Annotated in this window: 21 protein-coding genes; 12 read left to right on the plus strand and 9 right to left on the minus strand. The window is 67.9% G+C overall.

Translation table 11 applies throughout. The features are described 5' to 3' along the window. The first annotated feature begins 97 nt into the window (after window positions 1-97). Window positions 98-1,015 carry a LysR family transcriptional regulator gene (locus AC5P56_RS12165; protein ID WP_032959114.1) on the plus strand — a complete coding sequence of 306 codons (918 nt, stop codon included), beginning with the start codon at window positions 98-100 and terminating at the stop codon, window positions 1,013-1,015. A 110-nt stretch (window positions 1,016-1,125) separates the two neighbouring features. Here the strand turns inward: AC5P56_RS12165 and recN are convergent, their stop codons facing one another. Then, complete coding sequence (gene recN / locus AC5P56_RS12170; protein ID WP_111206254.1) at window positions 1,126-2,787, minus strand: DNA repair protein RecN; 1,662 nt, start codon at window positions 2,785-2,787, stop codon at window positions 1,126-1,128. Between the two features lie 115 nt (window positions 2,788-2,902). Here recN and hrcA point away from each other — a divergent pair, with 115 nt between their 5' ends. The 4 genes from hrcA to dnaJ all read left to right on the plus strand — a co-directional run bounded on the left by hrcA (window position 2,903) and on the right by dnaJ (window position 7,930). Further along, entirely contained in the window at window positions 2,903-3,967 is a 1,065-nt protein-coding gene (gene hrcA / locus AC5P56_RS12175) for a heat-inducible transcriptional repressor HrcA (protein ID WP_053495149.1), read from the plus strand. 63 nt (window positions 3,968-4,030) lie between these two features. Further along, window positions 4,031-4,546 carry a nucleotide exchange factor GrpE gene (gene grpE, locus AC5P56_RS12180; protein WP_014646812.1) on the plus strand — a complete coding sequence of 172 codons (516 nt, stop codon included), beginning with the start codon at window positions 4,031-4,033 and terminating at the stop codon, window positions 4,544-4,546. A 182-nt stretch (window positions 4,547-4,728) separates the two neighbouring features. Next, a complete protein-coding gene (dnaK, locus tag AC5P56_RS12185) occupies window positions 4,729-6,651 on the plus strand; it encodes a molecular chaperone DnaK (RefSeq protein WP_032959111.1) in 1,923 nt (640 codons plus the stop codon). Between the two features lie 154 nt (window positions 6,652-6,805). Beyond that, entirely contained in the window at window positions 6,806-7,930 is a 1,125-nt protein-coding gene (gene dnaJ / locus AC5P56_RS12190) for a molecular chaperone DnaJ (RefSeq protein ID WP_014036853.1), read from the plus strand. A gap of 60 nt (window positions 7,931-7,990) precedes the next feature. Here the strand turns inward: dnaJ and AC5P56_RS12195 are convergent, their stop codons facing one another. Next, window positions 7,991-8,788 carry an AraC family transcriptional regulator gene (locus tag AC5P56_RS12195; protein ID WP_014646814.1) on the minus strand — a complete coding sequence of 266 codons (798 nt, stop codon included), beginning with the start codon at window positions 8,786-8,788 and terminating at the stop codon, window positions 7,991-7,993. A gap of 72 nt (window positions 8,789-8,860) precedes the next feature. Between AC5P56_RS12195 and AC5P56_RS12200 the strand changes: the two genes are divergently transcribed. The 3 genes from AC5P56_RS12200 (at window position 8,861) to AC5P56_RS12210 (ending at window position 12,698) form a co-directional block, all read left to right on the plus strand. Beyond that, complete coding sequence (locus AC5P56_RS12200) at window positions 8,861-10,060, plus strand: MFS transporter (RefSeq protein WP_495231680.1); 1,200 nt, start codon at window positions 8,861-8,863, stop codon at window positions 10,058-10,060. A gap of 608 nt (window positions 10,061-10,668) precedes the next feature. Next, window positions 10,669-11,577, plus strand: coding sequence for a pyridoxal kinase (gene pdxY, locus AC5P56_RS12205; protein ID WP_495231681.1), 909 nt, complete (start codon window positions 10,669-10,671; stop codon window positions 11,575-11,577). Then, the gene (locus AC5P56_RS12210) at window positions 11,574-12,698 is read left to right on the plus strand and encodes a prephenate dehydrogenase (protein WP_032960565.1); all 1,125 of its coding nucleotides are present in this window, start codon (window positions 11,574-11,576) and stop codon (window positions 12,696-12,698) included. The genes pdxY and AC5P56_RS12210 overlap by 4 nt, the downstream gene beginning before the upstream one ends. Before the next feature lie 219 nt (window positions 12,699-12,917). Here AC5P56_RS12210 and AC5P56_RS12215 read toward each other — a convergent pair whose 3' ends face one another. The 5 genes from AC5P56_RS12215 to AC5P56_RS12235 form a co-directional block, all read right to left on the minus strand. Next, the gene (locus AC5P56_RS12215; protein WP_014646818.1) at window positions 12,918-13,112 is read right to left on the minus strand and encodes a hypothetical protein; all 195 of its coding nucleotides are present in this window, start codon (window positions 13,110-13,112) and stop codon (window positions 12,918-12,920) included. 70 nt (window positions 13,113-13,182) lie between these two features. Continuing rightward, window positions 13,183-14,955 carry an ABC transporter transmembrane domain-containing protein gene (locus AC5P56_RS12220; protein WP_032960563.1) on the minus strand — a complete coding sequence of 591 codons (1,773 nt, stop codon included), beginning with the start codon at window positions 14,953-14,955 and terminating at the stop codon, window positions 13,183-13,185. Continuing rightward, window positions 14,948-15,544 carry an IMPACT family protein gene (locus AC5P56_RS12225; RefSeq protein WP_032960562.1) on the minus strand — a complete coding sequence of 199 codons (597 nt, stop codon included), beginning with the start codon at window positions 15,542-15,544 and terminating at the stop codon, window positions 14,948-14,950. The genes AC5P56_RS12220 and AC5P56_RS12225 overlap by 8 nt, the downstream gene beginning before the upstream one ends. Window positions 15,545-15,584: 40 nt before the next feature. Continuing rightward, the gene (locus AC5P56_RS12230; protein WP_414612145.1) at window positions 15,585-16,583 is read right to left on the minus strand and encodes a hypothetical protein; all 999 of its coding nucleotides are present in this window, start codon (window positions 16,581-16,583) and stop codon (window positions 15,585-15,587) included. After that, window positions 16,580-17,098 carry an RNA polymerase sigma factor gene (locus tag AC5P56_RS12235; protein ID WP_229653773.1) on the minus strand — a complete coding sequence of 173 codons (519 nt, stop codon included), beginning with the start codon at window positions 17,096-17,098 and terminating at the stop codon, window positions 16,580-16,582. Before AC5P56_RS12235 ends, AC5P56_RS12230 begins: the two co-directional genes overlap by 4 nt. A gap of 244 nt (window positions 17,099-17,342) precedes the next feature. On the opposite strand from AC5P56_RS12235, the gene AC5P56_RS12240 reads away from it, so the two are divergent. Continuing rightward, a complete protein-coding gene (locus tag AC5P56_RS12240) occupies window positions 17,343-20,183 on the plus strand; it encodes a bifunctional diguanylate cyclase/phosphodiesterase (protein WP_495231682.1) in 2,841 nt (946 codons plus the stop codon). Between the two features lie 19 nt (window positions 20,184-20,202). On the opposite strand, the gene AC5P56_RS12245 is transcribed toward AC5P56_RS12240, so the two are convergent. Together AC5P56_RS12245 and AC5P56_RS12250 are read right to left on the minus strand one after the other, a co-directional pair. Next, a complete protein-coding gene (locus AC5P56_RS12245; RefSeq protein ID WP_014036864.1) occupies window positions 20,203-20,796 on the minus strand; it encodes an LOG family protein in 594 nt (197 codons plus the stop codon). Window positions 20,797-20,989: 193 nt separating this feature from the next. Continuing rightward, the gene (locus AC5P56_RS12250) at window positions 20,990-22,486 is read right to left on the minus strand and encodes an aminotransferase class III-fold pyridoxal phosphate-dependent enzyme (RefSeq protein WP_049408221.1); all 1,497 of its coding nucleotides are present in this window, start codon (window positions 22,484-22,486) and stop codon (window positions 20,990-20,992) included. 209 nt (window positions 22,487-22,695) lie between these two features. Between AC5P56_RS12250 and queA the strand changes: the two genes are divergently transcribed. From queA to yajC, 3 genes are all read left to right on the plus strand, one after another. Next, window positions 22,696-23,763 (plus strand): tRNA preQ1(34) S-adenosylmethionine ribosyltransferase-isomerase QueA, encoded by a 1,068-nt coding sequence (queA, locus tag AC5P56_RS12255; RefSeq protein WP_495231683.1) that lies wholly within the window; start codon window positions 22,696-22,698, stop codon window positions 23,761-23,763. A gap of 98 nt (window positions 23,764-23,861) precedes the next feature. Continuing rightward, the gene (gene tgt / locus AC5P56_RS12260; protein WP_014646826.1) at window positions 23,862-24,992 is read left to right on the plus strand and encodes a tRNA guanosine(34) transglycosylase Tgt; all 1,131 of its coding nucleotides are present in this window, start codon (window positions 23,862-23,864) and stop codon (window positions 24,990-24,992) included. A gap of 133 nt (window positions 24,993-25,125) precedes the next feature. After that, window positions 25,126-25,470 carry a preprotein translocase subunit YajC gene (yajC, locus tag AC5P56_RS12265; RefSeq protein WP_014036867.1) on the plus strand — a complete coding sequence of 115 codons (345 nt, stop codon included), beginning with the start codon at window positions 25,126-25,128 and terminating at the stop codon, window positions 25,468-25,470. Window positions 25,471-25,477 lie beyond the last annotated feature (7 nt).

Raw genomic sequence — 25,477 nt, forward strand, 5'->3', positions numbered from 1 at the left:
CGGGCAATCCAGGTGGGAGGGAACGCCATGGTGATTCCGGGGTCATCTGTGAACTAGACTGAGTATGGACAATCATCTGTGAACTGGATTCATCGCCATGGCGCGACCCGACATCAACCGATCCGGCGAACTGGAAGTGTTCGTGCGGGTGATCGAGACCGGTGGCTTCTCCGCCGCCGCACGCACCCTGGACATGACGCCGTCAGCAGTGAGCAAGCTGGTGGCCCGGCTGGAGCAGCGGCTGGGTACGCGCCTGCTGCAACGCTCCACCCGCCAGCTGCAGCTGACCCCGGAAGGCTGCGCGTTCTACGAGCGCGGCCTGCGCGTGCTGGCCGACCTGGAGGAGGCCGAGCGCTGTGCCAGTGCCCATGCCGAGCCGCGCGGACGGCTGCGGGTAAACTCCAACGTGCCGTTCGGCCAGCATTTCCTGCTGCCGCTGCTGCCGGCATTCCTCGAACGCAACCCGCAGGTAGGCGTGGACCTGACCCTCAATGACGAGGTGATCGACCTGCTTGAGCAGCGCACCGACGTGGCGGTGCGGGCCGGTCCACTGAAGAGCTCCAGCCTGGTGGCGCGGCGGCTGGGTGCGACGCGGATGATGATCGTGGCTGCACCGGCCTACGCGCAGCGGCACGGGCTGCCACGCACTGCCGAGGAGCTGCAGTCGCACAACCGGCTGGATATCGGCCATGCGCGCGCGATGCAGGGCTGGCCGTTGCTGCAGGACGGGCGCGAACGCATGCTGCTGCCCAGTGGCAACGCGCGCGCCAGCAACGGCGATGCGCTGCGCCAGCTGGTGCTGGGTGGGCTGGGCATGGCGCGGCTGGCAGCATTCCAGGTGCAGCAGGACATTGCCGCCGGGCGCTTGCTGCCGGTGCTGGAGGACGCCAATCCCGGTGACCTGGAAGAGGTGCACGCGGTGTTCCTGGGGCAGGGCGGCTACCTGCCGCTGCGGGTGCGCGCGTTTCTTGATTTCCTGGTGGAGAACGTCGATCTGACGCAGCCACAGGGGTAGTGCCGGCCGCTGGCCGGCAACCTCATGATCTTCATCCACCCGCATCGGGGTGCCGGCCAGCGGCCGGCACTACCGTGCGGAAGCCGAGCCAATGCTCGGCTCGGCCGGCGTTACACCTGCAGCAGCTTGCGTGCGGCGGCGCGCGCTTCCTTGCTCACTTCCACGCCGCCGAGCATGCGCGCCAGTTCTTCCTCGCGCGCCTTGCTGTCCAGCTTTTCCACTGCGCTCTGGGTCATGCCTTCCACCGGGGCCTTGCTGACCCGGTAATGGGCATGGCCCTTGGAGGCGACCTGCGGCAGGTGGGTCACGCACAGCACCTGGCGCTTCTCGCCAAGGGCGCGCAGCTTCTGGCCGACGATGTCCGCCACCGCGCCACCGATGCCGGAGTCGACTTCGTCGAACACCATGGTCGGCACTGCATCCAGGTCCAGCGCGGCCACTTCGATGGCCAGCGAGATGCGCGACAGTTCGCCACCCGAGGCCACCTTGCGCAGGGCACGCGGTGGCTGCCCGGCATTGGCCGCCACCAGGAATTCCACGCGCTCGGCACCCTGCGGGTCGGGCTTGCCGGCGTCCTGCGGTTCCAGCTCGATCAGGAACTGGCCGCCGCCCATGCCCAGCTCGGCGATGATGCCGGTGGTGGTGGCCGACAGCTCGGCAGCGGCGGCGCGGCGGCTGGCGGTCAGCAGCCCGGCCTGCACGCGCCAGGCCGCAGCGGCCTTGTCGATCTCGCCGGCGAGGCGCTGCAGGCGTTCGTCAGCCCCACGCAGCTGTTCCACTTCGGCGTGCATGCGCTCGCGCTGCGCGCCCAGTTCGTCCATCGGCACGCGGTGTTTGCGGGCCAGGTCGTGCAGGCGGCCGAGGCGACGCTCGTTCTCCTCGAACTGTTCCGGGTCGGCGTCGAGGTCGTCATGCACGCGGTCCAGCAGCGACAGGGCTTCGTGCAGCTGGATCGAGGCGTTCTCGATCAGCCCGTCCACCTCGCCCAGGCGCGGGTCGTGCTCGATCAGGCGCGACAGCTCGTGGCGCACCTGCTGCAGCAGGTCCAGCGCGGAACTGCCGTCGTCGCCGTTGAGCTGGTTGCTGGCCGCCTGGCAGGCACTCAGCAGGGCGCTGGCGTGGGCCTGGCGACGGTGGCTGGCACCGAGTGCGGCAATCGATTCGGGTTCCAGATCCTCGCGGTCCAGTTCGCGCAGCTGGTGCTCCAGGAAGCCGATCCGGTCACTGACGTCGCCCTGCTGCGACAGCGCCAGTGATTCATCGACCAGGGCCTGCCAGGCCGCAGCGGCGCGGCGCACCTGGCGGCGCTCGTCCTCGTTGCCGGCATAGGCATCCAGCAGGGCCAGCTGTGATGGGCGTGCCAGCAGGGCCTGCTGCTCGTGCTGGCCGTGGATCTCCACCAGCAGCGAGGCCAGGTCGGCCAGCTGGGCCAGGGTCACCGGGCGGCCGTTGATCCAGGCCCGCGAGCCGCCATCGGCACGGATCACGCGGCGCAGCTGGCACTGCTCCTCGTCGTCCAGCTCGTTGTCGGCCAGCCACTGGCGCGCGGCCTGCAGCTGGTCCAGCGCGAACTCGGCCGACAGCTCGGCGCGCGCGGCGCCGTGGCGGACCACGCCGCTGTCGGCGCGCAGGCCGGACAGGAAGCCCAGCGCGTCGACCATCAGTGACTTGCCGGCGCCGGTCTCGCCTGAAACCACGGTCATGCCTGGCCCGAACTCCAGTTCGGTGGCGCGGACGACGGCGAAATCCTTGATCGAAAGATGTCTGAGCATGGGTAAGGGGGTGTCAGCAGCCGCGCAACGCTAGCACGCGGGCGCGGGAGGTCCAATGACTTGCCAAGGTGATCCGCCGCCATTATCTAGTGTCCGTGTCTCACAGGTTGATTCCATGCACGGTTCTCCCGACCAGCTTGCCCCGCGTGCGCGCCATCTGCTGCGCACGCTGATCGCGCGTTACATCCAGGACGGTGAGCCGGTCGGCTCGCAGACGCTGGCGCGCGTGGCCGGGCTGGAGGTCAGTCCGGCCACCATCCGCAACATCCTGGGTGACCTGGAAGACCTGGGGCTGCTGGCCTCGCCGCACACCTCGGCCGGGCGCGTCCCGACCGCACATGGCTACCGGGTGTTCGTCGACAGCCTGCTGCAGATGCAGCCGCCGGGCGAAGGCGAGCTGGCCCGGCTGCGCCAGGAACTGGCCAGCGGCGGCAGCACCCAGGCCCTGCTTGGCAGCGCCTCGGAGCTGCTGTCGGCGATGAGCCACTTCGTCGGCGTGGTCAGCGCCCCGCGGCGCGAGCAGTTCGCGTTCCGCCAGATCGATTTCGTGGCGCTGGACGGGCGCCGGGTGCTGGCGATCCTGGTGTTCGCCGACAACGAGGTGCAGAACCGGGTCATCGAGACCCGCCAGGAGTTCGCGCCGGGCCAGCTGGAACAGGTCGCCAACTACCTCAACGCGCATTTCGCCGGCCTGCCGATGGCCGAGATCCGCACCCGCCTGCTGCTGGAACTGCGTGATGCCCGTTCGGAGCTGGAGCAGCTGCTGGCGCACAGCATCGAGCTGGCCGAGCAGGCCCTGCAGCCGGCGGCCGATGACATGCTGGTGGCCGGGCAGACCCGCCTGATGGGGGTGCAGGACCTGTCCGACCTGGAGCGGCTGCGCGAGCTGTTCGAGCTGTTCTCCAGCAAGCGCGAGATCCTGCAGCTGCTGGAGCGCACCATCCAGGCCCCGGGGGTGCGCATCTTCATCGGTGAGGAGACCGGGATGATGCCGCTGCAGGGCGTCTCGCTGGTCACTGCCCCTTACACGGCCAATGGCCAGGTGCTGGGCGTGCTGGGCGTGATCGGCCCCAAGCGGATGGCCTACGACCGGATGATCCCGCTGGTCCAGGCCACTGCCGATGTACTCGGCGCGGCGTTTTCGCCAGCCGGGCGCACTCCCGGAACATCCGACGCTTGAAACGCAGCATCCCGCCCACACTAGGGTGGGTGGAGGCGGAGACTGACCGCCAGGGACCCAGACATGAACCACGAACATCCAGATATCGAATCCCAGCAGACTGCCGCCGATGCGGCCGCCGCCGCCGGCGTCAACGACGAAGTGGAGCGCCTGCGCGCCGAGGTCGAGCAGATCAAGGCCGATGCGCTGCGTGAGCGCGCCGACCTCGAGAACCAGCGCAAGCGCGTTGCCCGTGACATCGAGCAGGCCCGCAAGTTCGCCAACGAGAAGCTGCTGGGCGAGCTGCTGCCGGTGTTCGACAGCCTGGATGCCGGCTTGAAGGCGGCCGGCGATGACCCGCATCCGCTGCGCGAGGGCCTGGAGCTGACCTACAAGCAGCTGCTGAAGGTTGCCGCCGACAACGGCCTGGTCCTGCTGGACCCGATCGGCCAGCCGTTCAACCCGGAACACCACCAGGCCATCAGCCAGGTGCCGGCCCCAGACGCCGCCCCGGGCAGCGTGGTGACCGTGTTCCAGAAGGGTTACCTGCTCAACGAGCGCCTGCTGCGGCCGGCGCTGGTGGTGGTGGCCGCCGACTGACCCCTCCAGGGCCGGAAGGCGGGAATGTCCCGTCACCCGGCCCGACGCTGAACGCGCCGGGCGACCGGAAACACAGCGTTCGGGAGATGGCTTGAATGTTCCACGAGCCTCCCCCACATCGTATTCATCCACCGGCCGAACGGCTGGACTGACCCCAACAAGCATCCTCAGGAGTCTCCCCCATGGGCAAGATCATTGGTATCGACCTCGGCACCACCAACTCGTGCGTGGCGATCATGGACGGCGGCAAGGCCCGCGTCATCGAGAATTCGGAAGGCGATCGCACCACCCCGTCGATCGTCGCCTACACCAAGGACGGCGAAGTCCTGGTGGGCGCCTCGGCCAAGCGCCAGGCCGTCACCAACCCGAAGAACACCTTCTACGCGGTGAAGCGCCTGATCGGCCGCAAGTTCACCGACGCCGAAGTGCAGAAGGACATCGCCCACGTCCCGTACAGCATCCTGGCCCATGACAACGGCGATGCCTGGGTGGCCACCAGCGACGGCAAGAAGATGGCGCCGCAGGAAATCTCGGCCAAGGTGCTGGAAAAGATGAAGAAGACCGCCGAGGACTTCCTCGGTGAGAAGGTCACCGAAGCGGTCATCACCGTGCCGGCCTACTTCAACGACAGCCAGCGCCAGGCGACCAAGGACGCCGGCCGCATCGCCGGCCTGGACGTCAAGCGCATCATCAACGAGCCGACCGCGGCCGCGCTGGCGTATGGCCTGGACAAGGGCGACAACAAGGATCGCAAGATCGTGGTGTACGACCTGGGCGGCGGCACCTTCGACGTCTCGGTGATCGAGATCGCCAACGTTGACGGCGAGAAGCAGTTCGAAGTGCTGGCCACCAACGGCGACACCTTCCTGGGCGGCGAAGACTTCGACAACCGCGTCATCGAGTACCTGGTTGAAGAATTCAACAAGGATCAGGGCATCGACCTGCGCAAGGATCCGCTGGCCCTGCAGCGCCTGAAGGACGCTGCCGAGCGCGCCAAGATCGAGCTGTCCAGCGCCCAGCAGACCGAAGTGAACCTGCCGTACGTCACCGCTGACGCCTCGGGTCCGAAGCACCTGAACATCAAGCTGACCCGCGCCAAGCTGGAAGCGCTGGTGGAAGACCTGATCAAGAAGTCGATCGAGCCGTGCCGCGTCGCCCTGAACGATGCCGGCCTGCGTTCGAGCGACATCAGCGAAGTGATCCTGGTCGGTGGCCAGACCCGCATGCCGAAGGTGCAGCAGGCGGTGACCGAGTTCTTCGGCAAGGAACCGCGCAAGGACGTCAACCCGGACGAAGCCGTGGCACTGGGCGCTGCGATCCAGGGCGGCGTGCTGGGCGGCGACGTCAAGGACGTGCTGCTGCTGGACGTGACCCCGCTGTCGCTGGGTATCGAAACCATGGGCGGCGTGTTCACCAAGATCATCGAGAAGAACACCACCATCCCGACCAAGGCCTCGCAGGTGTTCTCCACCGCCGAGGACAACCAGTCGGCCGTGACCGTGCACGTGCTGCAGGGTGAGCGCGAGCAGGCCCGCTTCAACAAGTCGCTGGCCAAGTTCGACCTGTCCGGCATCGAGCCGGCCCCGCGTGGCCTGCCGCAGGTGGAAGTGTCCTTCGACATCGACGCCAACGGCATCCTGCACGTGTCGGCAAAGGACAAGAAGACCAACAAGGAACAGAAGGTCGAGATCAAGGCCGGTTCGGGCCTGTCCGAGGAAGAGATCGCACGCATGGTCGCCGACGCGGAAGCCAACCGCGAAGAAGACAAGAAGTTCCAGGAGCTGGTGCAGGCCCGCAACCAGGCCGATGCCCTGATCCACGGCACCCGCAGTGCCATCACCGAGCACGGCAGCAAGGTCGGCGGCGATGTCATCGGCAAGGTCGAGGCGGCCCTGGCCGACCTGGAAACCGCGATGAAGGGTGACGACAAGGCACAGATCGAAGCCAAGTCGAAGGTGCTGGAGGAAGCCGGCCAGTCGCTGTTCGCCGCTGCTTCGGCCGACCAGGGCGGTGCCCCGGGTGCCGACGCCGGCAACGCCGGCAAGGCGCAGGACGACGTGGTCGACGCCGAGTTCACCGAAGTCAAGGACGACAAGAAGTCCTGATCCGGACCGACACGGGACGCTGGCCATCAGCGTCCCGTTGTCGCATCAGGGTCCTGACCGCCCACCGGCGTGTCGGGGCGCCCGACGCAAGAGCGGACCTGGTTCCGCTCTTCCGCTTTGACGAATCCCGACTTTCCGGAACCAGATTCACCATATGAGCAAGCGCGATTACTACGAAGTGCTGGGCGTTGCCCGCACCGCCACCGACGACGAGCTGAAGAAGGCCTACCGTCGCTGTGCGATGAAGTTCCACCCGGACCGCAACCCGGGTGATGCGGCGGCCGAAGCCTCCTTCAAGGAGTGCAAGGAAGCCTACGAAGTGCTGTCCGATGGCAACAAGCGCCGCATGTACGACAGCCACGGCCACGCCGCGTTCGAGCACGGCATGGGCGGTGGTGGTCCGGGCGGCCCGGACATGAACGATATCTTCGGCGATATCTTCGGCAACATTTTTGGCGGGGGCGGCGGTGGGCCGCGCCAGGCCCGTCGCGGCGCCGACATCGGCTACGTGATGGAGCTGGACCTGGAAGAAGCGGTACGCGGCGTTGAGCGCCGCATCGAGATCCCGACCCTGGCCGAGTGCGGCGACTGCGATGGCAGTGGCTCCGAAGACGGCAAGGTCGAAACCTGCAATGTGTGCCATGGCCGCGGCCAGGTGCGCATCCAGCGCGGCATCTTCGCCATGCAGCAGGCCTGCCACAACTGCGGCGGCCGTGGCCAGATCATCGCCAAGCCCTGCAAGACCTGCCACGGCAACGGCCGTGTCGAGGAAGACAAGGTGCTGTCGGTGAAGGTGCCGGCGGGCGTCGATACCGGCGACCGCATCCGACTGCAGGGTGAAGGTGAGGCCGGTCCGGCCGGTACGCCGCCGGGTGACCTGTACGTGGAAGTGCGCGTGCGCGAGCATGCGATCTTCCAGCGCGATGGCGACGACCTGCACTGCGAAGTGCCGATCCGCATCTCGCAGGCAGCGCTGGGCGACACCGTACGCGTGGCGACCCTCGGCGGCGAAGCGGAAATCCGCATCCCGGCCGAGACCCAGACCGGCAAGCTGTTCCGCCTGCGCGGCAAGGGCGTGCGTTCGGTGCGCAGCCGCAGCGAGGGCGACCTGTACTGCCGCGTGGTGGTGGAGACCCCGGTCAACCTCACCAACGAACAGCGCAAGCTGCTGGAGCAGTTCGAAGCCACCTTTGTCGGCGAGGAAGCACGCAAGCATTCGCCGAAGTCGGCGACGTTCATGGATGGCGTGAAGGGCTTCTGGGACCGGATGACGTCCTGAGTTTTTCAACCGAAGCGTTGAGCGGTAGCGCCGGGCCATGCCCGGCGTTTTCGTTTGCGATCAGCGGAAAAACGCCGCGGGCGTCTGCCCCAGTTGGCGTTTGAACATGCTGGTGAACGCGCTGGGGCTGTCGTAGCCCATCGCCAGCGCCACATCGATGACCTTGTCGCCGACTGCCAGCCGCTCCAGGGCGGCCAGCAGGCGCGCCTGCTGCCGCCACTGCCCGAAGGTCATGCCCAGTTCGCCGGCGAAATGGCGCTGGATGGTCTTCACGTCCACCTGCAGGGCCTGGGCCCAGTCCTGCAGCGTGGCGTCGTCGGCGGGATGCTTCTGGATGTGCTGGCAGATCCTCTGCAGGCGCGGGTCGGTGGGCGAGGGCAGGTGCAGCGGCAGCACGTCCATGCGGTGCAGCTCGTCCAGCAGCAGGCGCACCACGCGACCGTCGCGGCTGTCGTCCACGTGCGCGGACTCGATCAGGCTGGCCGCCAGCAGTAGTTCGCGCAGCAGCGGCGCCACCTGTACTGCGAACGCCCCATCCGGCAGTTGCGGTGCAAAGTCCGGTTCCACGTACAGGCTGCGCATGTGCACCTCGGCGATGCAGTCCACCGCATGCACCATGCCGGCCGGAACCCAGATCGCGCGGGTGGAGGGCACGACCCAGCGGCCACCGTCCGCGCGCACCACCATCAGGCCGGACATGGCGAAGACCAGTTGGTGACGGCGATGCCGGTGTGGCGCGATGTGGGTACCGGGCGGGTAGTGCCGGGCGCGGCTGGTCACCGGGCGGTGTACAGGCACTTCGTTCCACGGCGCGGTCTCGCGGATTGGGCAGGGAGTGTCCTTTTTGCGATAGGCCATGACCCGAACGCGGCAGAAGGGAGTGGGGCCCCACCGTAGCATGCGTGGCTCGCCCCCAACCTGACTGTGTCCATGTCGACCCTGGCTTCTCCCGCAACGACCTCACGCCCGGTGGCTCCCGGCGTGCTGGCCGCCATCTCCACCTCGCATGTCGTCAACGACATGATGCAGTCGCTGATCCTGGCCATCTATCCGGTGATCAAGGGCGGCTTCAACCTCAGCTTCACCCAGATCGGCCTGATCACGCTGACCTACCAGCTCACCGCGTCGATCTTCCAGCCGTTGATCGGCATGGCCACCGACCGCCGCCTGGCACCGTACTCGCTGCCGATCGGCATGGCCTCGACCCTGTGCGGCATGCTGCTGCTCGGCTTTGCGCCGAACTACGCGGTGGTGCTGATGGCTGCGGCCATGGTCGGCATCGGTTCGGCGATCTTCCACCCGGAGGCCTCGCGCATCGCCCGGCTGGCCTCGGGCGGTCGCCATGGCTTCGCGCAGTCGGTGTTCCAGGTGGGTGGCAACTTCGGTACCGCGCTGGGGCCGTTGATCGCTGCGGCCGTGATCGTGCCGTATGGCCAGCGTGCCGCATCATGGTTTGCCGGCGCCGCGCTGATCGGCATCGCGCTGCTGACCTATGTTGGCCGCTGGTATGCACTGCACCTGGGCACACCGCGTCCGGCCAGCACCGCGTCTATGGCCCCGCGGCATTCGTCGCGCACCGTGGCCAAGGTGCTGGCGATCCTGCTGGTGCTGATCTTCAGCAAGTACTTCTACATGGCCAGCATCGGCAGCTACTTCACCTTCTACCTGATCCACCACTTCGGCATTCCGGTGGCACAGGCGCAACTGCATCTGTTCGCGTTCCTGGTGGCGTCTGCCGCCGGTGGTTTCCTCGGCGGCCCGCTGGGTGACCGCATCGGCCGCAAGCCGATCATCTGGACCTCGATCCTCGGCGTGGCCCCGTTCGCGCTGATGCTGCCGCACGCCGATCTGCTATGGACCACAGTGCTGGCAGTGCTGATCGGCTTCGTGCTCTCCTCGGCGTTCTCGGCCATCGTGGTGTACGCGCAGGAGATGATGCCGCACCGCATCGGCATGGTGTCCGGCCTGTTCTTCGGCTTTGCATTCGGCATGGGCGGGCTTGGCGCGGCCGTGCTGGGCATGCTGGCAGACAGGACCAGCATTGAATTCGTCTATCAGCTGACCGCGTTCCTGCCGCTGCTCGGTATCGTCGCAGCGTGGCTGCCACCGTCGCGGCCTGCTGCTCACTGAGGGGCTTGGGTTTGCAGGGCTTGCAGCCCTGCACCTGCAGAGGCAACAGCCGAAGCGCGCTATCCCTGGTGTGGCGGGGTGGGTCCGGTTGAGGGGGACGCTGCAAGTACGTCCATGTAAGCTCGGTCGCCGCATCCATGCGGCTCACGCCCCCTCAACCGGACCCACCCCGCCTTCGACAGTTTCCTGCGATCCGTCGGAACGGCTCTTGGGGTCAGATCCGTTTTCCGAAGGAAAACGGATCTGACCCCGATTTATTTCGGTATCCCACAGATGTGCCGACCAACGGTCGGCACCCACCAACAGTCGCGGGAATCTGTCAGAGGCGGGGCGGTGTGGGTGGGCAGGACCGTTGGCGCCATGGATGGCGCCATCGAGCCCCCATGGGTGAGGGCGCTTCGCTTGCGAAGCACTGCTTCGCAAGCGCCCGAACGCACAGCCGCCAGCGGCTGGGCCGGACCCCGGAGGGGGGTTTACGGCGTGTCCTGACCACCCACACCGCCCCGCCATCCCACGGAATGCGGCTCTTGATCTTGCTTCGGCTTCGCCTTCGGCAGGTGCAGGGCTGCAAGCCCTGCCGAAAACTCCCTTGGGCGTAGAATGCGGCCATGAGCGAATCCCTTGATAACCACCTGGTCCACGGCCGCCGCCAGCGGCCGGATGGGCCGTCGCCGATCGATGTCATCTCGGTCCAGTCGCAACTTGTGTACGGCCACGCCGGCAACAGTGCCGCCGTCCCGCCGATGCGCGCACTGGGCGTGCGCGTCGCCGAAATCCCGACCGTGCTGCTGAGCAATGCGCCGTTCTACGACACTACGCGGGGCCGCGTGCTGCCCGCCGACTGGTTTGCCGACCTGCTGCTGGGTACCCACGAGCGTGGCCTGCCGCAGCGGGCGAAGATGCTGGTGTCCGGTTACTTCGGCAGCACCGCCAACGGTGCGGCCTTCGCCGACTGGCTGGACAACATCCTGCCGGCCTGCCCACAGCTGCGTTACTGCCTGGACCCGGTGATCGGTGATACCCATACCGGACCCTACGTGGAACCGGGCCTGGAAGCGATCTTCGCCGAGCGCCTGCTGCCGCACGCCTGGCTGGTGACGCCCAATGCCTTCGAACTGAATCGCCTGACCGGCATGCCGGCACTGGCCGAGGCCGATGCCATCGCCGCCGCGCGCACGCTGCTGGAACGTGGCCCGCACTGGGTGATCGCGCACAGCGTAGGCGGCAACCCGGGTGAGCTGGTCACCCTGGCGGTCGGGCGCGAGGAAACCTGGCGCTGGACCTCACCGCTGCTGCCGGTGGACGTGGCCGGTACCGGTGACGTGCTGATGTCGCTGGTGGTGTCGTTCCTGCTGCGCGGTGAGTCGATGCAGCAGGCGATTTCGCGCGCGATTGCCGGCACCCATGCGGCGCTGGAGGCGACCCTGGACAACGGCTTCGAGGAGTTCGACGTGATCGCTGCCGCGCCGGCGGCGCTGGCCGGAGGAACGCGCTTCCGCGCTGAACGCGTGGCATGAGCGGCCTGGATCCACGCACGCCGCGCACGGTCGGCATCGTCGGCAGTGCTGGTGCCTATGGGCGCTGGCTGTGCCGCTTCTTCCAGCAGCACCTGCAGCTGCAGGTGATCGGCCATGACCCGGCCGACCCGGACTCGCACACGCCGGAACACCTGCTGGCGCAGGCCGATGTACTGGTGTTCTCGGCACCGATCCGGCACACGCCGGCGTTGATCGCCGAGTACGTGCGGCAATCGGCGGGCCGCGAGCAGGGCAGGCTGTGGCTGGATGTGACCTCGGTAAAGGAGGCACCGGTGCAGGCGATGCTGGCCTCGCAGGCCGAAGTGGTCGGACTGCACCCGATGACCGCGCCACCCAAGGCGCCGACCCTGAAGGGGCGGGTGATGGTGGTCTGCGAAGCGCGGCTGCAGCACTGGCGGGCATGGGTCGATACGCTGTGCACCGCGCTGCAGGCCGAGTGCGTGCGCGCGACGCCGCAGCACCACGACCAGATGATGGCGCTGGTGCAGGCGATGGTGCATGCCACCCACCTGGCGCAGGCAGGCGTGCTGCGCCAGTACCAGCCGCAGCTGGGCGATCTGGCCGCGATGATGCCGTACCGTTCGGCGTCGTTCGAGCTGGACACGGCGATCATCTCGCGCATCCTGTCGCTGAATCCGGCGATCTACGAAGACATCCAGTTCGGCAACCCGTACGTGGCGCCGATGCTGGAGCGGCTGGTGGGGCAGCTGCAGGCCCTGCAGGTGCAGGTCGGACAGGGCGACGACGGCGCACGGGCTGCATTCCGTGAGCAGCTGCTGTCAGCCAATCGCAGTGCCTTCGGCGAGCAGGCCCTGGCGGATGGCAACTACACGTTCGAACGCGTGGGGTATCTGCTGGCCGATCTGACCGAGCGCAACGCGCTGTCGGTGCACCTGCCGGAGGACCGGCCTGGCTCGCTGCGCGAGCTGTTGAACGTGTTCGAGCAGCATGGCATCAGCCTGGCTTCGATCCATTCCTCGCGCACGCCCGGCGGTGAAGTGCACTTCCGCATCGGATTTGTGGCCGGCAGCGATCCGGCGGCGATCACCCGGGCCGCGGCCGACGTGGACGCCAGCGGCATCGGACGGGTGCTGGGCTGAATTCATCCACAGGCGGTGTGGATGGTTTCTGAGCAAACGTGTGGATAACCCTGCGCAGCCCTTGTCAGGCAAGGCTGTCAAGATGCTTGGTGAAAAATTGATCACGCCTTCTTGTGGAGTCCAGCCGTGCTCGACTGCCCTTGGCAAAGCGCGTGTCGACCGAGGTCGACGCCTACCAGAGCAGGGCGACACGGCCAGTGCCCACCAAGGTGGGCAGCGCTAGATCATCAACCGCAGTTCGCCACCGCTGGTGGTGAATTCGCGGCCATTGCGAACCAGATGACGCCCGTCATCCAGCTCGTAACGCGGCGTGGATTCAGAGTGATGCCCGCTGCCATTCGCCTCGGGCTTGAACTCGATGATGATGTGGCTTTCGCCATTGCTGTCGACTGCAGGGAACTGACGGAACGACATCGCGTACCTCCTTCAGCGGATGCTGCTGATGCGAGGCCAGCTTGGTCCGGCCGATGTTAGCCGGCCGTCATCAATCGATGAACTGCAGTCGTGCCAGTTCAGCGTACAGTCCGCCTTCGGCCAGAAGCTGGGCATGGGTACCTTCGGCCACGATGCGGCCCTGGTCCATCACCACGATGCGGTCGGCCTTGAGCACGGTGGCCAGGCGGTGGGCGATGACCAGCGTGGTGCGACCGGCCATCAGCCGCTCCAGCGCCTGCTGCACGCTGTGCTCGCTCTGTGCGTCCAGCGCGCTGGTGGCTTCATCGAGCAGCAGGATCGGCGCGTCCTTCAGCAGTGCGCGGGCAATCGCCACGCGCTGCTGCTGGCCACCGGACAGGCGCGCACCGCGTTCGCCCAACTCACTGTCGTAGCCCTGCGGCAACGCGCGCAGGAAGCCATCGGCCTCGGCCGCACGCGCGGCAGCTTCGACCTCGGCGTCACTGGCCTGCAGGCGGCCATAGCGGATGTTGTCGCGCGCACTGGCCGCGAACAGCGTCGGCTGCTGCGGCACCAGCGCCAGCTGCGCGCGCAGCTCGGCCGGATCGACCTGGCGAACGTCGATGCCATCCACGCAGATGCGGCCGCTGGCCGGATCGTGGAAGCGCAGCAGCATCGACAGCACCGTGCTCTTGCCCGCGCCCGACGGGCCGACCAGGGCCACCGTCTCGCCCGGGCGGACATGCAGGTTGAAGTGGTCCAGCGCGGCCTGGTCCGGACGTTGCGGATAGTGGAACACCACGTCGTCGAACTGGATTTCGCCGCGCAATGGTTGCGGCAGAACGTGCGGCTGCGCCGGCGCACGGATCTCGATGTCTTCCTGCAGCAGCTCGCCAATGCGGCCCATGCCACCGGCTGCACGCTGCAGTTCGTTCCACACTTCGGCCAGCGCGCCCACCGAGCCGCCGCCGATCAGCGCGTACAGCACGAACTGCCCCAGCGTGCCGGCACTGAGGCGCCCGTCGATGACATCGTGCGCGCCCAGCCACAGCACGCCAACGATGGCGCCGAACACCAGCAGGATGGCGCTGGCGGTGACCAGCGACTGCGCACCGATGCGTCGGCGCGCGGCGCCGATGGCATCGCCCAGTGCCTTGTCGAAGCGTCCGCGCTCGTAAGGCTCGCGTGCATGTGCCTGCACCGTGCGCACGGCGCCCAGCGTCTCGCTGGCCAGGCTGTTGGCATCGGCGATGCGGTCCTGGCTGCTGCGTGCAACCGTGCGCAGCTTCCGCGCGCCGATGATGATCGGCAGTACCGCCAGTGGGATGCCGAGCAGCGACCATGCCGCCAGCCTGGGGCTGGTGACGAACAGCATGGCCAGGCTGCCGACCACGGTGACGCTGCTGCGCAGGGCGACCGACATGGTCGAGCCGACCACGCTGCGCAGCAGTTCGCTGTCAGCGGTCAGGCGCGAGACCAGTTCGCCGCTGCGGCTGCGGTCATGGAAACCGGCACCGAGCTGGATCAGGTGTGCGTACAGGCGGCTGCGCAGGTCGGCCACGACTTTTTCGCCAAGTAGCGACACGAAGAAGAACCGTGCGGCCGTTGCCAGTGCCAGCACCACCGCCACCAGCATCAGCAGGGCGAAGGCACGGTTGATCTGGCCACCGCTGGTGAAGCCGTGGTCGATCATCTGCTTCACGGCGGGGGGCAGGCTCAGCGTGGCGGCCGAAGAGACCGCCAGCGCCAGCAGCCAGGCGGTGAACAGCCCGCTGTGGCGGCGCACGAACGGCCACAGCGTCCTCAGGCTGCCGAGGCGGCGCAGCGGTGGGGCCGAGGCGGGGGCGTCGTCCTTGTCAGTCATCCTGGTCGTCGTCTTGTATGCGGATACGGTCACGGGTGGCGTCGCGCAGGCGGATTTTCAATGCATCGACCTGATCGGCCGGCAATTCGACCCGCAGGCACACGCCGTTGGCATCGAACTGTTCATCGCGCTTCACGGCGCCGAAGCTGGGAAGGGTGGCATGTAGGGTGCCCAGATCCTCGAAGCCGGCCAACAGCTGCAGCCGGGCCATCGCCACCAGCGGCAAGCGCGGGGCGGTACGCAGGCATTCGGCGGCCGCGCCACCGTAGGCGCGCACCAGTCCACCGGCGCCCAGCTTGATGCCGCCGAACCAGCGCGTCACCACCACCATCACCCGGTCGAAGCCCTGGCCGTCGATCGCAGCCAGGATCGGCCGCCCAGCGGTGCCGGCGGGCTCGCCATCGTCACTGGAGCGGTAGTCCTGGCCGTGCCGGTAGGCCCAGCAGTTGTGGGTTGCGTCGGCTACGGCCACCTGTTGCAGGAACGCCAATGCTGCCGCGGCGCCATCGATCGGCGCGGCATGGGCAATGAAGCGGCTGTGTTTGACTTCCAGCGTGTGGCTTACCGGCTGGGCGAGGGTATCGGGCATTCCCGCCATTCTACGGGGTCGCCGGAGGTCACTGCCCGCTTCAGTCGTCCAGCAGCGGGCGCAGGTCGCGCGGCAGGCGTGCTTCCGGATACTGCTGCACATAGCGCTCCAGGCTGGCGCGGGCCAGGTCGCGCTGGCCGTCATCGCGGCGCGCGCGGATCTTCTGCAGCCACTGCCGTCGCGGCAGCTGTGCATCGGCGTCCACCTCGGCCTGCACGGCATCCGCACTGAGCCGCGCGTCGGCGCCGCGGCGCATGACGCCGGGCGCGGAGCGGCTCGGGGCCTGCCGCTTCATCGAGGTGATCTCTACCCGATCCAGTGCCTGCGCCCGTTCTGCATCGGCAGCGTTGGCCACTGGCGCCTCGGCGGTGCGTGCTTTCAGCGCCCCTGCCGGGGCCGGCGCCAATGCCGGTGCAGGTGCCGAATAGGCAGCCGGTGCGGGAGGCGCGGGCGGTGCCGCTGCCGGTGCGGTGGCCGGACCAGGCGGGAGCGCCGCAAAGGACGTATCGGCGGCCGCATCCGCCGCCATCGATCGTGCAGCCTGGGCCGGAGCTTCAGCAGTCTCGGTCGGCGCAGGCTTGGCTACCCGCGCGACGGACGGCGCCGGGGGAGCGGCAACAGGGGCCGCCTCGGGTGCTGCAGGTTCGGTGGCCGTTTCCGATGCGGCAACCGCGCTGTCGGCTGGACTGCTCCCCGCGGCCTGATCGGCGGCCGCGACGTCTGCCGCAGCGGGCGCCGCGGCAACAGCGGCCTCGCCTGCCGGAATCGGCGGCGGTTCCGGGCGCAGCTGCCAGGCGATGCCGATGGCGAACACCATCGAGGCGGCGATGCCGAACACCGCCGGCCAACGCGGACGTGTGCGCTGCCTGCGCGGCGCCTCGGCGGGGACAGCAGCATCGGCCGCCGGTGCGTGCACGGCAGCGCGCGCCGCGGCCAGGATGGTGGCGTCCAGCGCGGCCGGCGGGGCCTGTTCGACGCGACGGCCGAGCAGGCGCGCCAGCTCGCGTTCTTCCGGCGTCAGCGGTTCGTCTCGGTTCATGCGTTCAATCCCGCACGCAGCTTGTCCATCGCATAGCGCAGCCGCGATTTCACGGTTTCCCGGCCTACGCCGGTGATCTGGCCGATCTCCTCCAGGCTCAGTTCCTGATCCAGCCGCAGCTGCAGCACTTCGCGCTGCTCGGGCGGCAGTTGCTCCATCGCCAGCTGGATGCGGCGACGTTGTTCGAATTCGGAAAGCTCGGCTTCCGGGGTCTGCCCGTCCTCGATCGCGGCCAGGCGCAGGTCGGCGTCGGCCGGTGCGGCAGGGCGATGGCGAGCGGCCCGCCAGTGGTCGTTCAGGCGGTTGTGGGCGATGCGGAACAGCCAGGTGCTGAATGCAGCGTCAGGCTGCCAGCCCGCGCGCGCGCTGATCACCCGCTGCCAGACATCCTGGAAGATCTCCTCGGCCAGCGCGTTGTCGCGCAGTTGCCGCAGCAGGAAGCCGAACAGGCGCTTGCGATGGCGTGCATACAGGCTTTCGAACGCGCGCAGATCGCCACCGGCCCAGGCCAGCATCAAGGCTTCATCGGTTGGTGCGCTGGCTTCCACGGCGTACAGGGTAAGGCCTGCAGGCGGTGGCGCATAGCCGGTGACGGGGGCGGGCAGGGCGAGGTTCATGGCGTGGAAGCGGCTACGGGCAGGAGGAAAAACGTACGGGCGCACGATTCGGGGTTTACGGGCTTCCATTGCCCCCCGGGTGGCGCGCTATGCTCGGCGGCTCAGGGGAGGCGACGCACAGACGGCGCCGAGAGATTGTCATTTGTCCACGCACGTTGAACCGGCGGAAGAGCCACCACACGAGGCCGTGCTGAGCGCGGCGCTGGTGCGCGCATTGCATGCGCTGCTGCCGGACTCGGCCGTGGTCCGCGTTGGCTGGGATGACCCGCAGCTGGGCCGCGGACAGGGCGGCTGGCCGGCTGTCGCGGCGGCCGACGCGTTGACGGTGCCCGGCGTGGGCAACGGTTGCCATGGCTGGGAATATGACGGTGCCCGCCTGCAGTTGTCGGTCGAAGGTGCCGTGCCTTCAGCGGCGTGGTGGGGGCTGGCCCGGCAGGCCATGGAGCTGGCGCTGCAGCGCGGTCGCCAGGCCGGGCAGATCAAGGCGCTGGAAGAAGCTGAACGGCTGCAGCAGGCGCTGTTCCAGATCGCCGATCTGGCTGGCGCCGACCTCGAGATGTCGGAGATGCTGCGTCACGTGCACGGCGTGCTTGGTACGCTGATGTACGCGGAAAACTGCTACATCGTCGAGTACGACGATGTCCGCGACCAGATCCGCTTCCTGTACTTCGCCGACCAGGTCGATGACTTCGTCGCCGATCCGTCGCAGAGCCATGACGCCGATGAGATGCCGCGCAGCCTGACCGTGGCGTTGCTGCGCCACGGCAAGCCGCTCAGCGGCCCCTCGCGCGAGTTGCTGGCGCGCGTGGTCGAGCAGGAGCACGACCCGCAGCGTGGACCGGAGAGCCTGGACTGGCTGGGCGTGCCGATGCTGCGCGATGGCCGGGTATGCGGCGCCATCGTGGTGCAGAGCTATGAGCTGGCGGCCCGTTATGGCGAGGCCGAGCGGGCGCTGCTGGGTTTTGTCGCGCAGCACGTGCAGACCGCGATGGACCGGCGCCAGGCGCAGGTCCGGCTGGAACAGCAGGTGGAGCGGCGCACGCTGGAGCTGCAGCGTGCCAACCACAGCCTGCAGGATGAAGTGGCCGAGCGCCGCCGCGCAGAGCAGCTGCAGACCGCGCTGTACAACATCGCCGAGATGGCGATGTCGGCCGACAGCCTGGCCCAGTTCTACGGGCAGGTGCATGGCGTGGTCGGGCGCCTGCTTGACGCGCGCAATTTCTATATCGCGCTGGTGAACGGGGCCGGCAGCGGCCTGGACTTCGTCTACTCGGTGGACGAGCACAACGCCAGCCGCGCGCCACGCCCGTTCAGCCGCGGCCTGACCGAGTACGTGGTGCGCAACCGGCGTCCGTTGCTGGCTTCGCGGCAGCAGATCGACGCACTGCTGGCCAGCGGCGAAGTGCGCGAATCGGGCGCACGTTCGCATTGCTGGCTGGGTGTGCCGCTGCTGCGCGATGACGAGGTGGTCGGCGCGATCGTGGTGCAGAGCTACAGCGAGAACAGCACGTTCAGCGTGCACGATCAGCGCTTGTTGACCTTCGTTGCACAGAACATCGGAACCGGGCTGGCGCGCCAGCGCGACCAGCAGCAGCTGCGTTCGGCGCATGCCGAGCTGGAAAAGCGCGTGGAGGAACGTACCCGCGAGCTGGCCGAGGTCAACGAGAAGCTGCTCGGGCAGATCGGCGAGCGCCTGCGTGCCGAGCAGCGCCTGACCCATCAGGCCATGCACGATGCGCTGACCGGCCTGCCCAACCGCCTGCACCTGCTCGATCGCCTGCAGGATGCGCTGGCGCTGGCCAAGCGCGAGGGTGGGCCGGTGTTCGCCGTGCTGTTCCTCGACCTGGACCGCTTCAAGCTGGTCAACGACAGCATCGGCCACGCTGCCGGCGATCGCATGCTGGTGGAGGTGGCCAAGCGCATCGTATCGATGGCCGGCACCGATGACGTGGTGGCGCGGCTGGGCGGCGATGAGTTCGCGGTGCTGCTGCAGTGTCCGCAGGGGCTGGCACAGGCGCTGGAGTTCGGCCAGCGGCTGTTGCTGGCACTGCAGGAATCGATGTGGATCGCCGGGCGCGAACTGTTCCCGTCCGGCAGCCTGGGCATCGCCTTGTGGAACCCGCGCTACCGGACCGGTGAAGAACTGCTGCGCGACGCAGACGCGGCGATGTACCGGGCCAAGGCGCAGGGTCATGACCGCTGCGCGATCTTCGACGAAGACATGCGCGAAGAAGCGATGCGCAGCCTGGACCTGGAAGCGGATCTGCGGCGTGCGATCAACAACCGCGACTTCGTGCCGTTCTACCAGCCGATCGTGCGCCTGTCCGATGGCGAGGTGGTGGGGCACGAGGCCTTGCTGCGCTGGCAGCACGAGCGTCGTGGCCTGTTGCTGCCCGGGGCGTTCCTGGAGCTGGGCGAGGAAAGCGGCCTGATCGAGCAGGTCGACTGGCTGATCTACGAACAGGTCATCGCGGGACTGGCCGAAGGCGGCCGCGGCTATGTCTCGGTGAACGTATCGCCACGCCATTTCCGCTCGGCCGAGTTCAGTGGCCGCCTGTTCGGCCTGCTCGATGCATGCGGTGCCGACCCGCGCCGGCTGCGCCTGGAGATTACCGAGGTGGCGCTGCTGGACGATGGCCCGCACACGCTGCGCATCCTGCAGGGCCTGCGCGAGCGTGGCATCCAGGTGCAGCTGGACGATTTCGGTACCGGCTTCTCGGCGCTGTCCTACCTGCACCGCTTCCCGATCAGCACGTTGAAGATCGACCAGAGCTTCATCGCCGGCCTGCATGGGCCGGAAGTGCAGAGCACGCGCGCGCTGGTCGAGGGCGTGCTGTCACTGGCCCGCACCTTGGGCATCGAAACCATCGGCGAAGGCATCGAGACCGAAGCGCAGCGGCAGACGCTGCGCGAACTTGGTTGCGACTACGGCCAGGGCTACCTGCTGGGCCGTCCGGCGCCGTGGGAGGGCGCGGTGGCCTGAGCCACCGCGCCGGGTCGCCTCAGCGCAGGGCGGAGCGACGCTTCTCGTCGATCCACTTGGAAGCCTGGGCAGGCTGGTAGTTCTGCATCCACTCCAGCATTTCCTCGATGTCCGAGCCGTACCACAGGTCCTGGCGCTGGTCCGGATGCAGGAAGCGCTCTTCCACCATGCGATCGATCATGCCGATCAGCGGGGCGTAGAAGCCTTCCACGTCGAGGAAGGCGCATGGCTTGTTGCCGATGCCCAGCTGGCGCCAGGTCAGCATCTCGAAGATCTCTTCCATGGTGCCGAAGCCGCCGGGCAGGGCGACGAAGCCATCGGCGAGGTCGAACATGCGCGACTTGCGCTCATGCATCGAACCGACGATCTCCAGTTCGGTCAGGCCGCGGTGGGCCACTTCCCAGTCGGCCAGCTGGCGCGGGATCACGCCGGTCACCTCGCCGCCGGCGGCGAGCACGGCATTGGCCACGGTTCCCATCAGGCCGACGTTGCCGCCGCCATACACCAGGCGCAGGCCGTCACGGGCGATGCGATCACCCAGGGCAATGGCGCGTTCGGTGTAGGCCGGCTTGCTGCCAGCGTTGGAACCACAGTACACACAGATCGATTTCATGGATCTTCCTGTCTCTTGGCCGGAAACGAAAACGCCCCGTCGCCAACCGCAGGGCGGTCAGGGACGGGGTGTCGGTGGATTATGAGGCCTTGACAGGCCTTCTGTAGAGCCGAGCCACGCTCGGCTGCGCTTCGTTCAGATCGCGGCAAAGGCTGAGTCGAGCATGGCTCGACTCTACAAACGCCAAGCAGGCTTACGCGGCAGCCGCCTGTTCGCGACGCGGGCCTTCACGCAGGGCGCGGCCCACCATGCCGACCAGCAGGTCCAGCTCATCGCTGTCCATGCCGAAGTGCGGGGTGAAGCGCAGCGAATTCTCGCCGCCGTGGATCACGTTGATGCCGTGCTGGCGCAGCCATTCCTCGGTGGAATTGGCGCCGTAGCACTTGAACTGCGGGGCCAGCTCGCAGGAGAACAGCAGGCCGGTGCCCTGCACCTTGGTGATCAGGCCACCCAGTTCGCTCTTGAGCTGTTCCAGCTTGCGCACGGCCTCGGCACCGCGTTCGGCGATGTTGGCACGCACCTGCGGGGTCAGCTGCGCCAGGGTGGCACAGGCCACGTCCAGTGCGCGTGGGTTGCTGGTCATGGTGTTGCCGTAGATGCCCTTGCGGTACAGCTGCGCGGCGTGCTCGGTCACCGCCAGCACCGACAGCGGGTACTGCGCGGCGTTGAGCGCCTTGGAGTAGGTCTCCATGTCCGGCGGATCCAGGCCTTCGAAGCCCGGGTAATCGACCACCGACAGCACGCCATGCGCGCGCAGACCAGCCTGGATCGAGTCCAGCAGCAGCAGGCTGCCGTGCGCACGGGTCAGCTCACGGGCCACGGCATAGAACGCCGGCGGCACCGAACGGCCCGGGTCGCCTTCGCCCATTACCGGTTCCAGGAACACCGCCTCGATGAACCACTGGTTGCGTGCGGCGTCCTCGAACACCTTGCGCAGGCCGGTCTCGTCGTACGGCGCCACGGTGATCACCGAATCCTCGCCGCGGTAGCTGGCAAGGTGCTGCATGTAGCTCTTGCGGCTGGAATCGGAATACAGGGCAGGGCGGTCGGTACGGCCATGGAAGCTGCCCTTGACCACCACGCGCTTGATCGTGGCGCCGGCGTGGCGCGCGCCCGGGTCGGTCTGCAGCTTGGCGTTGACGTCGGCGATGCGCGCGGCCAGGCCAACCGCCTCGGAGCCGGAATTCAGGCACATGAAGCGCGCGAACGGGCAGCCGCCACGGCGGTGGCCGATCTCGGCGCGCAGGGCCGTGATGAAGCGCTGCTGCGACAGGCTGGGGGTCATGATGTTGGCCATCACCTGTGGGCGTGCCATCGCCTCCAGCACGGCATCCGGGGTGTGCCCGAAGCCGAGCATGCCGTAGCCGCCGGCGTCGTACAGCACCGCGCCCTTCAGGGTGACCACCCAGGGGCCACGCGCGGCCAGCGCCACGTACGGGGTCACTGCATCATCGGCGTAGAAATTGACGAAGCCGTCCTGCATCGCGTCGATCTGCGCCTGTTCGTCCTGCGCCAGCAGCGGCCCCAGGTCGGCCTGCACGCGCGCGAACTCCTCGGCGGCGGCATCCACTGCGGCGATCAGCTGCGGGTGGCGGACGGACAGGGCGGTCAGGGTGGCGTCGTCCAGGCCGGTGGTGAGGCGGGTGCCGGGCTGGGTGCGCAGGGGGGCGAGGCGTTCGATGAAGCTCATTGCAGATCTCCTGAAACGATGGGTCGCACGGGCCTTCAAAAGCAAAACGCGCGTCAACGCGCGCTTGGGGGCAGGCTCGTGCAGCGGACTTCCGACTCGATGCTAGCACTTGTTTTTTTGCGCGATAACCCCGCAAAAACCTGCTGCATAGCAGCATTTTGCGCGACGTTCGCCGCGAAGCGCGCCGGCTCGCAGACGCTGGACGTACAATGCGCGCCATTGTCGACCTGTTGCCGCCCACTGCCTTGAAGAAGTCCGATTTCAACTACGACCTGCCGGCCGAACTGATCGCGCAGGCGCCCCTGGCCGAGCGTTCCGCCAGCCGCCTGCTGCTGGTGCCGCAAGCCCCCACCGCGTTCACCGACCTGCAGGTGCGTGACCTTCCGTCGCTGCTGCAGCCGGGCGACCTGCTGGTGTTCAACGACACCCGGGTGATCCCGGCGCGCCTGTTCGGGCAGAAGGCCAGCGGCGGCCGCGTGGAGATCCTGATCGAGCGCTTGCTCGGCGGCCAGCAGGCCCGTGCCCAGGTGGGCGCCAGCAAGTCGCCGAAGGCCGGCAGCCGCATCGCGCTGGATGCCGGTGGCGAAGCCGAGGTGCTGGGCCGCGATGGCGAGTTCTACGTGCTGCAGTTCCACGTGCCCGAGTCGCTGGAGCAGTGGCTGCTGCATGCCGGCCGCCTGCCGCTGCCGCCGTACATCCAGCGCGAGCCGGGCGTGGACGACCGCGAGCGCTACCAGACCGTGTTCGCGCGTGAAGTGGGCGCGGTGGCGGCACCGACCGCGGGCCTGCATTTCGACGAACCGTTGCTGGCCGCACTGAAGGAAAAGGGCGTGGAGTTCGGCCACGTCACCCTGCACGTGGGCGCGGGCACCTTCCAGCCGGTGCGTGCCGAAGACCTGAAGGACCACGTGATGCACCGCGAGTGGCTGAATGTCGGTGCCGAACTGGTGCAGCAGGTGCGGCGCACGCGCGCCGCTGGCGGCCGCGTGATCGGCGTCGGCACCACCGTGGTGCGCGCGCTGGAAAGCGCGATGCGCGATGGCGAGCTGCTGCCGTTCGCCGGCGAGACGCAGATCTTCATCACCCCCGGCTACCGCATCCGCAGCGTGGACGCGATGGTGACCAACTTCCACCTGCCGGAAAGCACGCTGCTGATGATGATCTCCGCGTTTGCCGGCAAGGAGCGCGTGTTCGAGGCCTACCAGCACGCGATCGAGCAGCGCTACCGCTTCTTCAGCTACGGCGACGCGATGCTGCTGTTCCCGCAGGCGGGGTAGCGCGCCCCGGGAGGGCAGGAGCCCCCTGTGGGTGCGCACCTTGGTGCGCACGCCTTCTTGGGAGACAATAGGCAACTATTTGCCCCAATGACCGCTCCATGTCCCGACTGCAGTTCCAGCTCCAGACCCGCGACGGCCGTGCCCGCCGTGGCCGCCTGACCTTCCCGCGTGGCACGGTGGAAACGCCGGCCTTCATGCCGGTGGGGACCTATGGCTCGGTCAAGGGCATCCTGCCGGACCAGGTGCGCGCGCTGGGCGCCGAGATCATCCTCGGCAATACCTTCCACCTGTACCTGCGCCCGGGCCTGGACATCATCGCCGACCACGGCGGCCTGCACGGCTTCTGCCGCTGGGATGGCCCGATCCTGACCGACTCCGGCGGCTTCCAGGTGTTCTCGCTGGCGCACCGCCGCAAGATCACCGAGCAGGGCGTGACCTTCGCCTCGCCGACCGACGGCGCACGGGTCTTCCTCGGTCCCGAGGAGAGCATGAAGATCCAGAAGGTGCTCGATTCGGACATCGTGATGATCTTCGACGAATGCACCCCGTACCCGGCCACCGAGGACGTTGCCCGCCGTTCGATGGAGTTGAGCCTGCGCTGGGCGCAGCGCAGCCGCAACGCGCATGACGAACTGGGCAACGACGCGGCCCTGTTCGGCATCGTCCAGGGCGGCGTGCATACCGACCTGCGCAGCCGCTCGGCCGATGCCCTGCAGGCGATCGGCTTCGACGGCTACGCCATCGGCGGCCTGGCCGTGGGCGAGCCGGAGCACGAGCGCAACGCCATGCTCGACCACCTGGACCCGGAGCTGCCGGGCGACCGCCCACGCTACCTGATGGGCGTGGGCCGGCCGGAGGACCTGGTCGAGGGTGTCGCACGTGGCGTGGACATGTTCGATTGCGTGATGCCGACCCGCAACGCCCGCAACGGCCACTATTTCACCTCGTTCGGCACCGTCCGCATCCGCAACTCCCAGTACGCGCGCGACATGGACCCGATCGAGCCGGGTTGTGGCTGCGTGGCCTGCACCGGCGGCTACACCCGTTCCTACCTGCGCCACCTGGACCGCTGCAACGAGATGCTGGCGCCGATGCTGGGCACCCTGCACAACCTGTTCTACTACGAAAAGCTGATGGCCGACATCCGCGCGGCGATCGAGGCGGGAACCTTCCTGGCCTTCCGTGAGTCCTTCTACGCGGCACGCGGGGCGGTGGCCCCGCCGCTGTAACCCGAACGCCCCCTGCCAAACGGCCCAAGGACGAACGCCCGGGGCCGTGGCATACTTCAAGGCTGACCCAGATCCGCGGTCGACACCCCCGTCCCTGAAGGGACGGGAGCGCCGCCCAACCAAAGGACCAACGATGAACCTGCTTGCTTTCCTGATTCCCGCCGCCCACGCCCAGGCCGCCGGCGGCCAACCGCAGGGCATGGGCCTGACCACGCTGCTGTTCCCGATCATCCTGATCGCCATCATGTACTTCCTGATGATCCGCCCGCAGATGAAGCGGCAGAAGGAACACAAGTCCATGCTGGAGAAGATCAAGCGTGGCGACGAAGTGCTGACCAACGGTGGCATCGCCGGCAAGGTCACCGACATCGGCGACAACTTCATCACCATCGAAGTGGCCGAGAACGTGCGCATCCGCGTGCAGAAGGGCGCTGTCGGCAGCGTACTGCCGACCGGCACCCTGGATTCGGCCAAGTAAGCCACTC

The sequence above is a fragment of the Stenotrophomonas sp. YJH_SMC_131 genome, assembly GCF_059367975.1.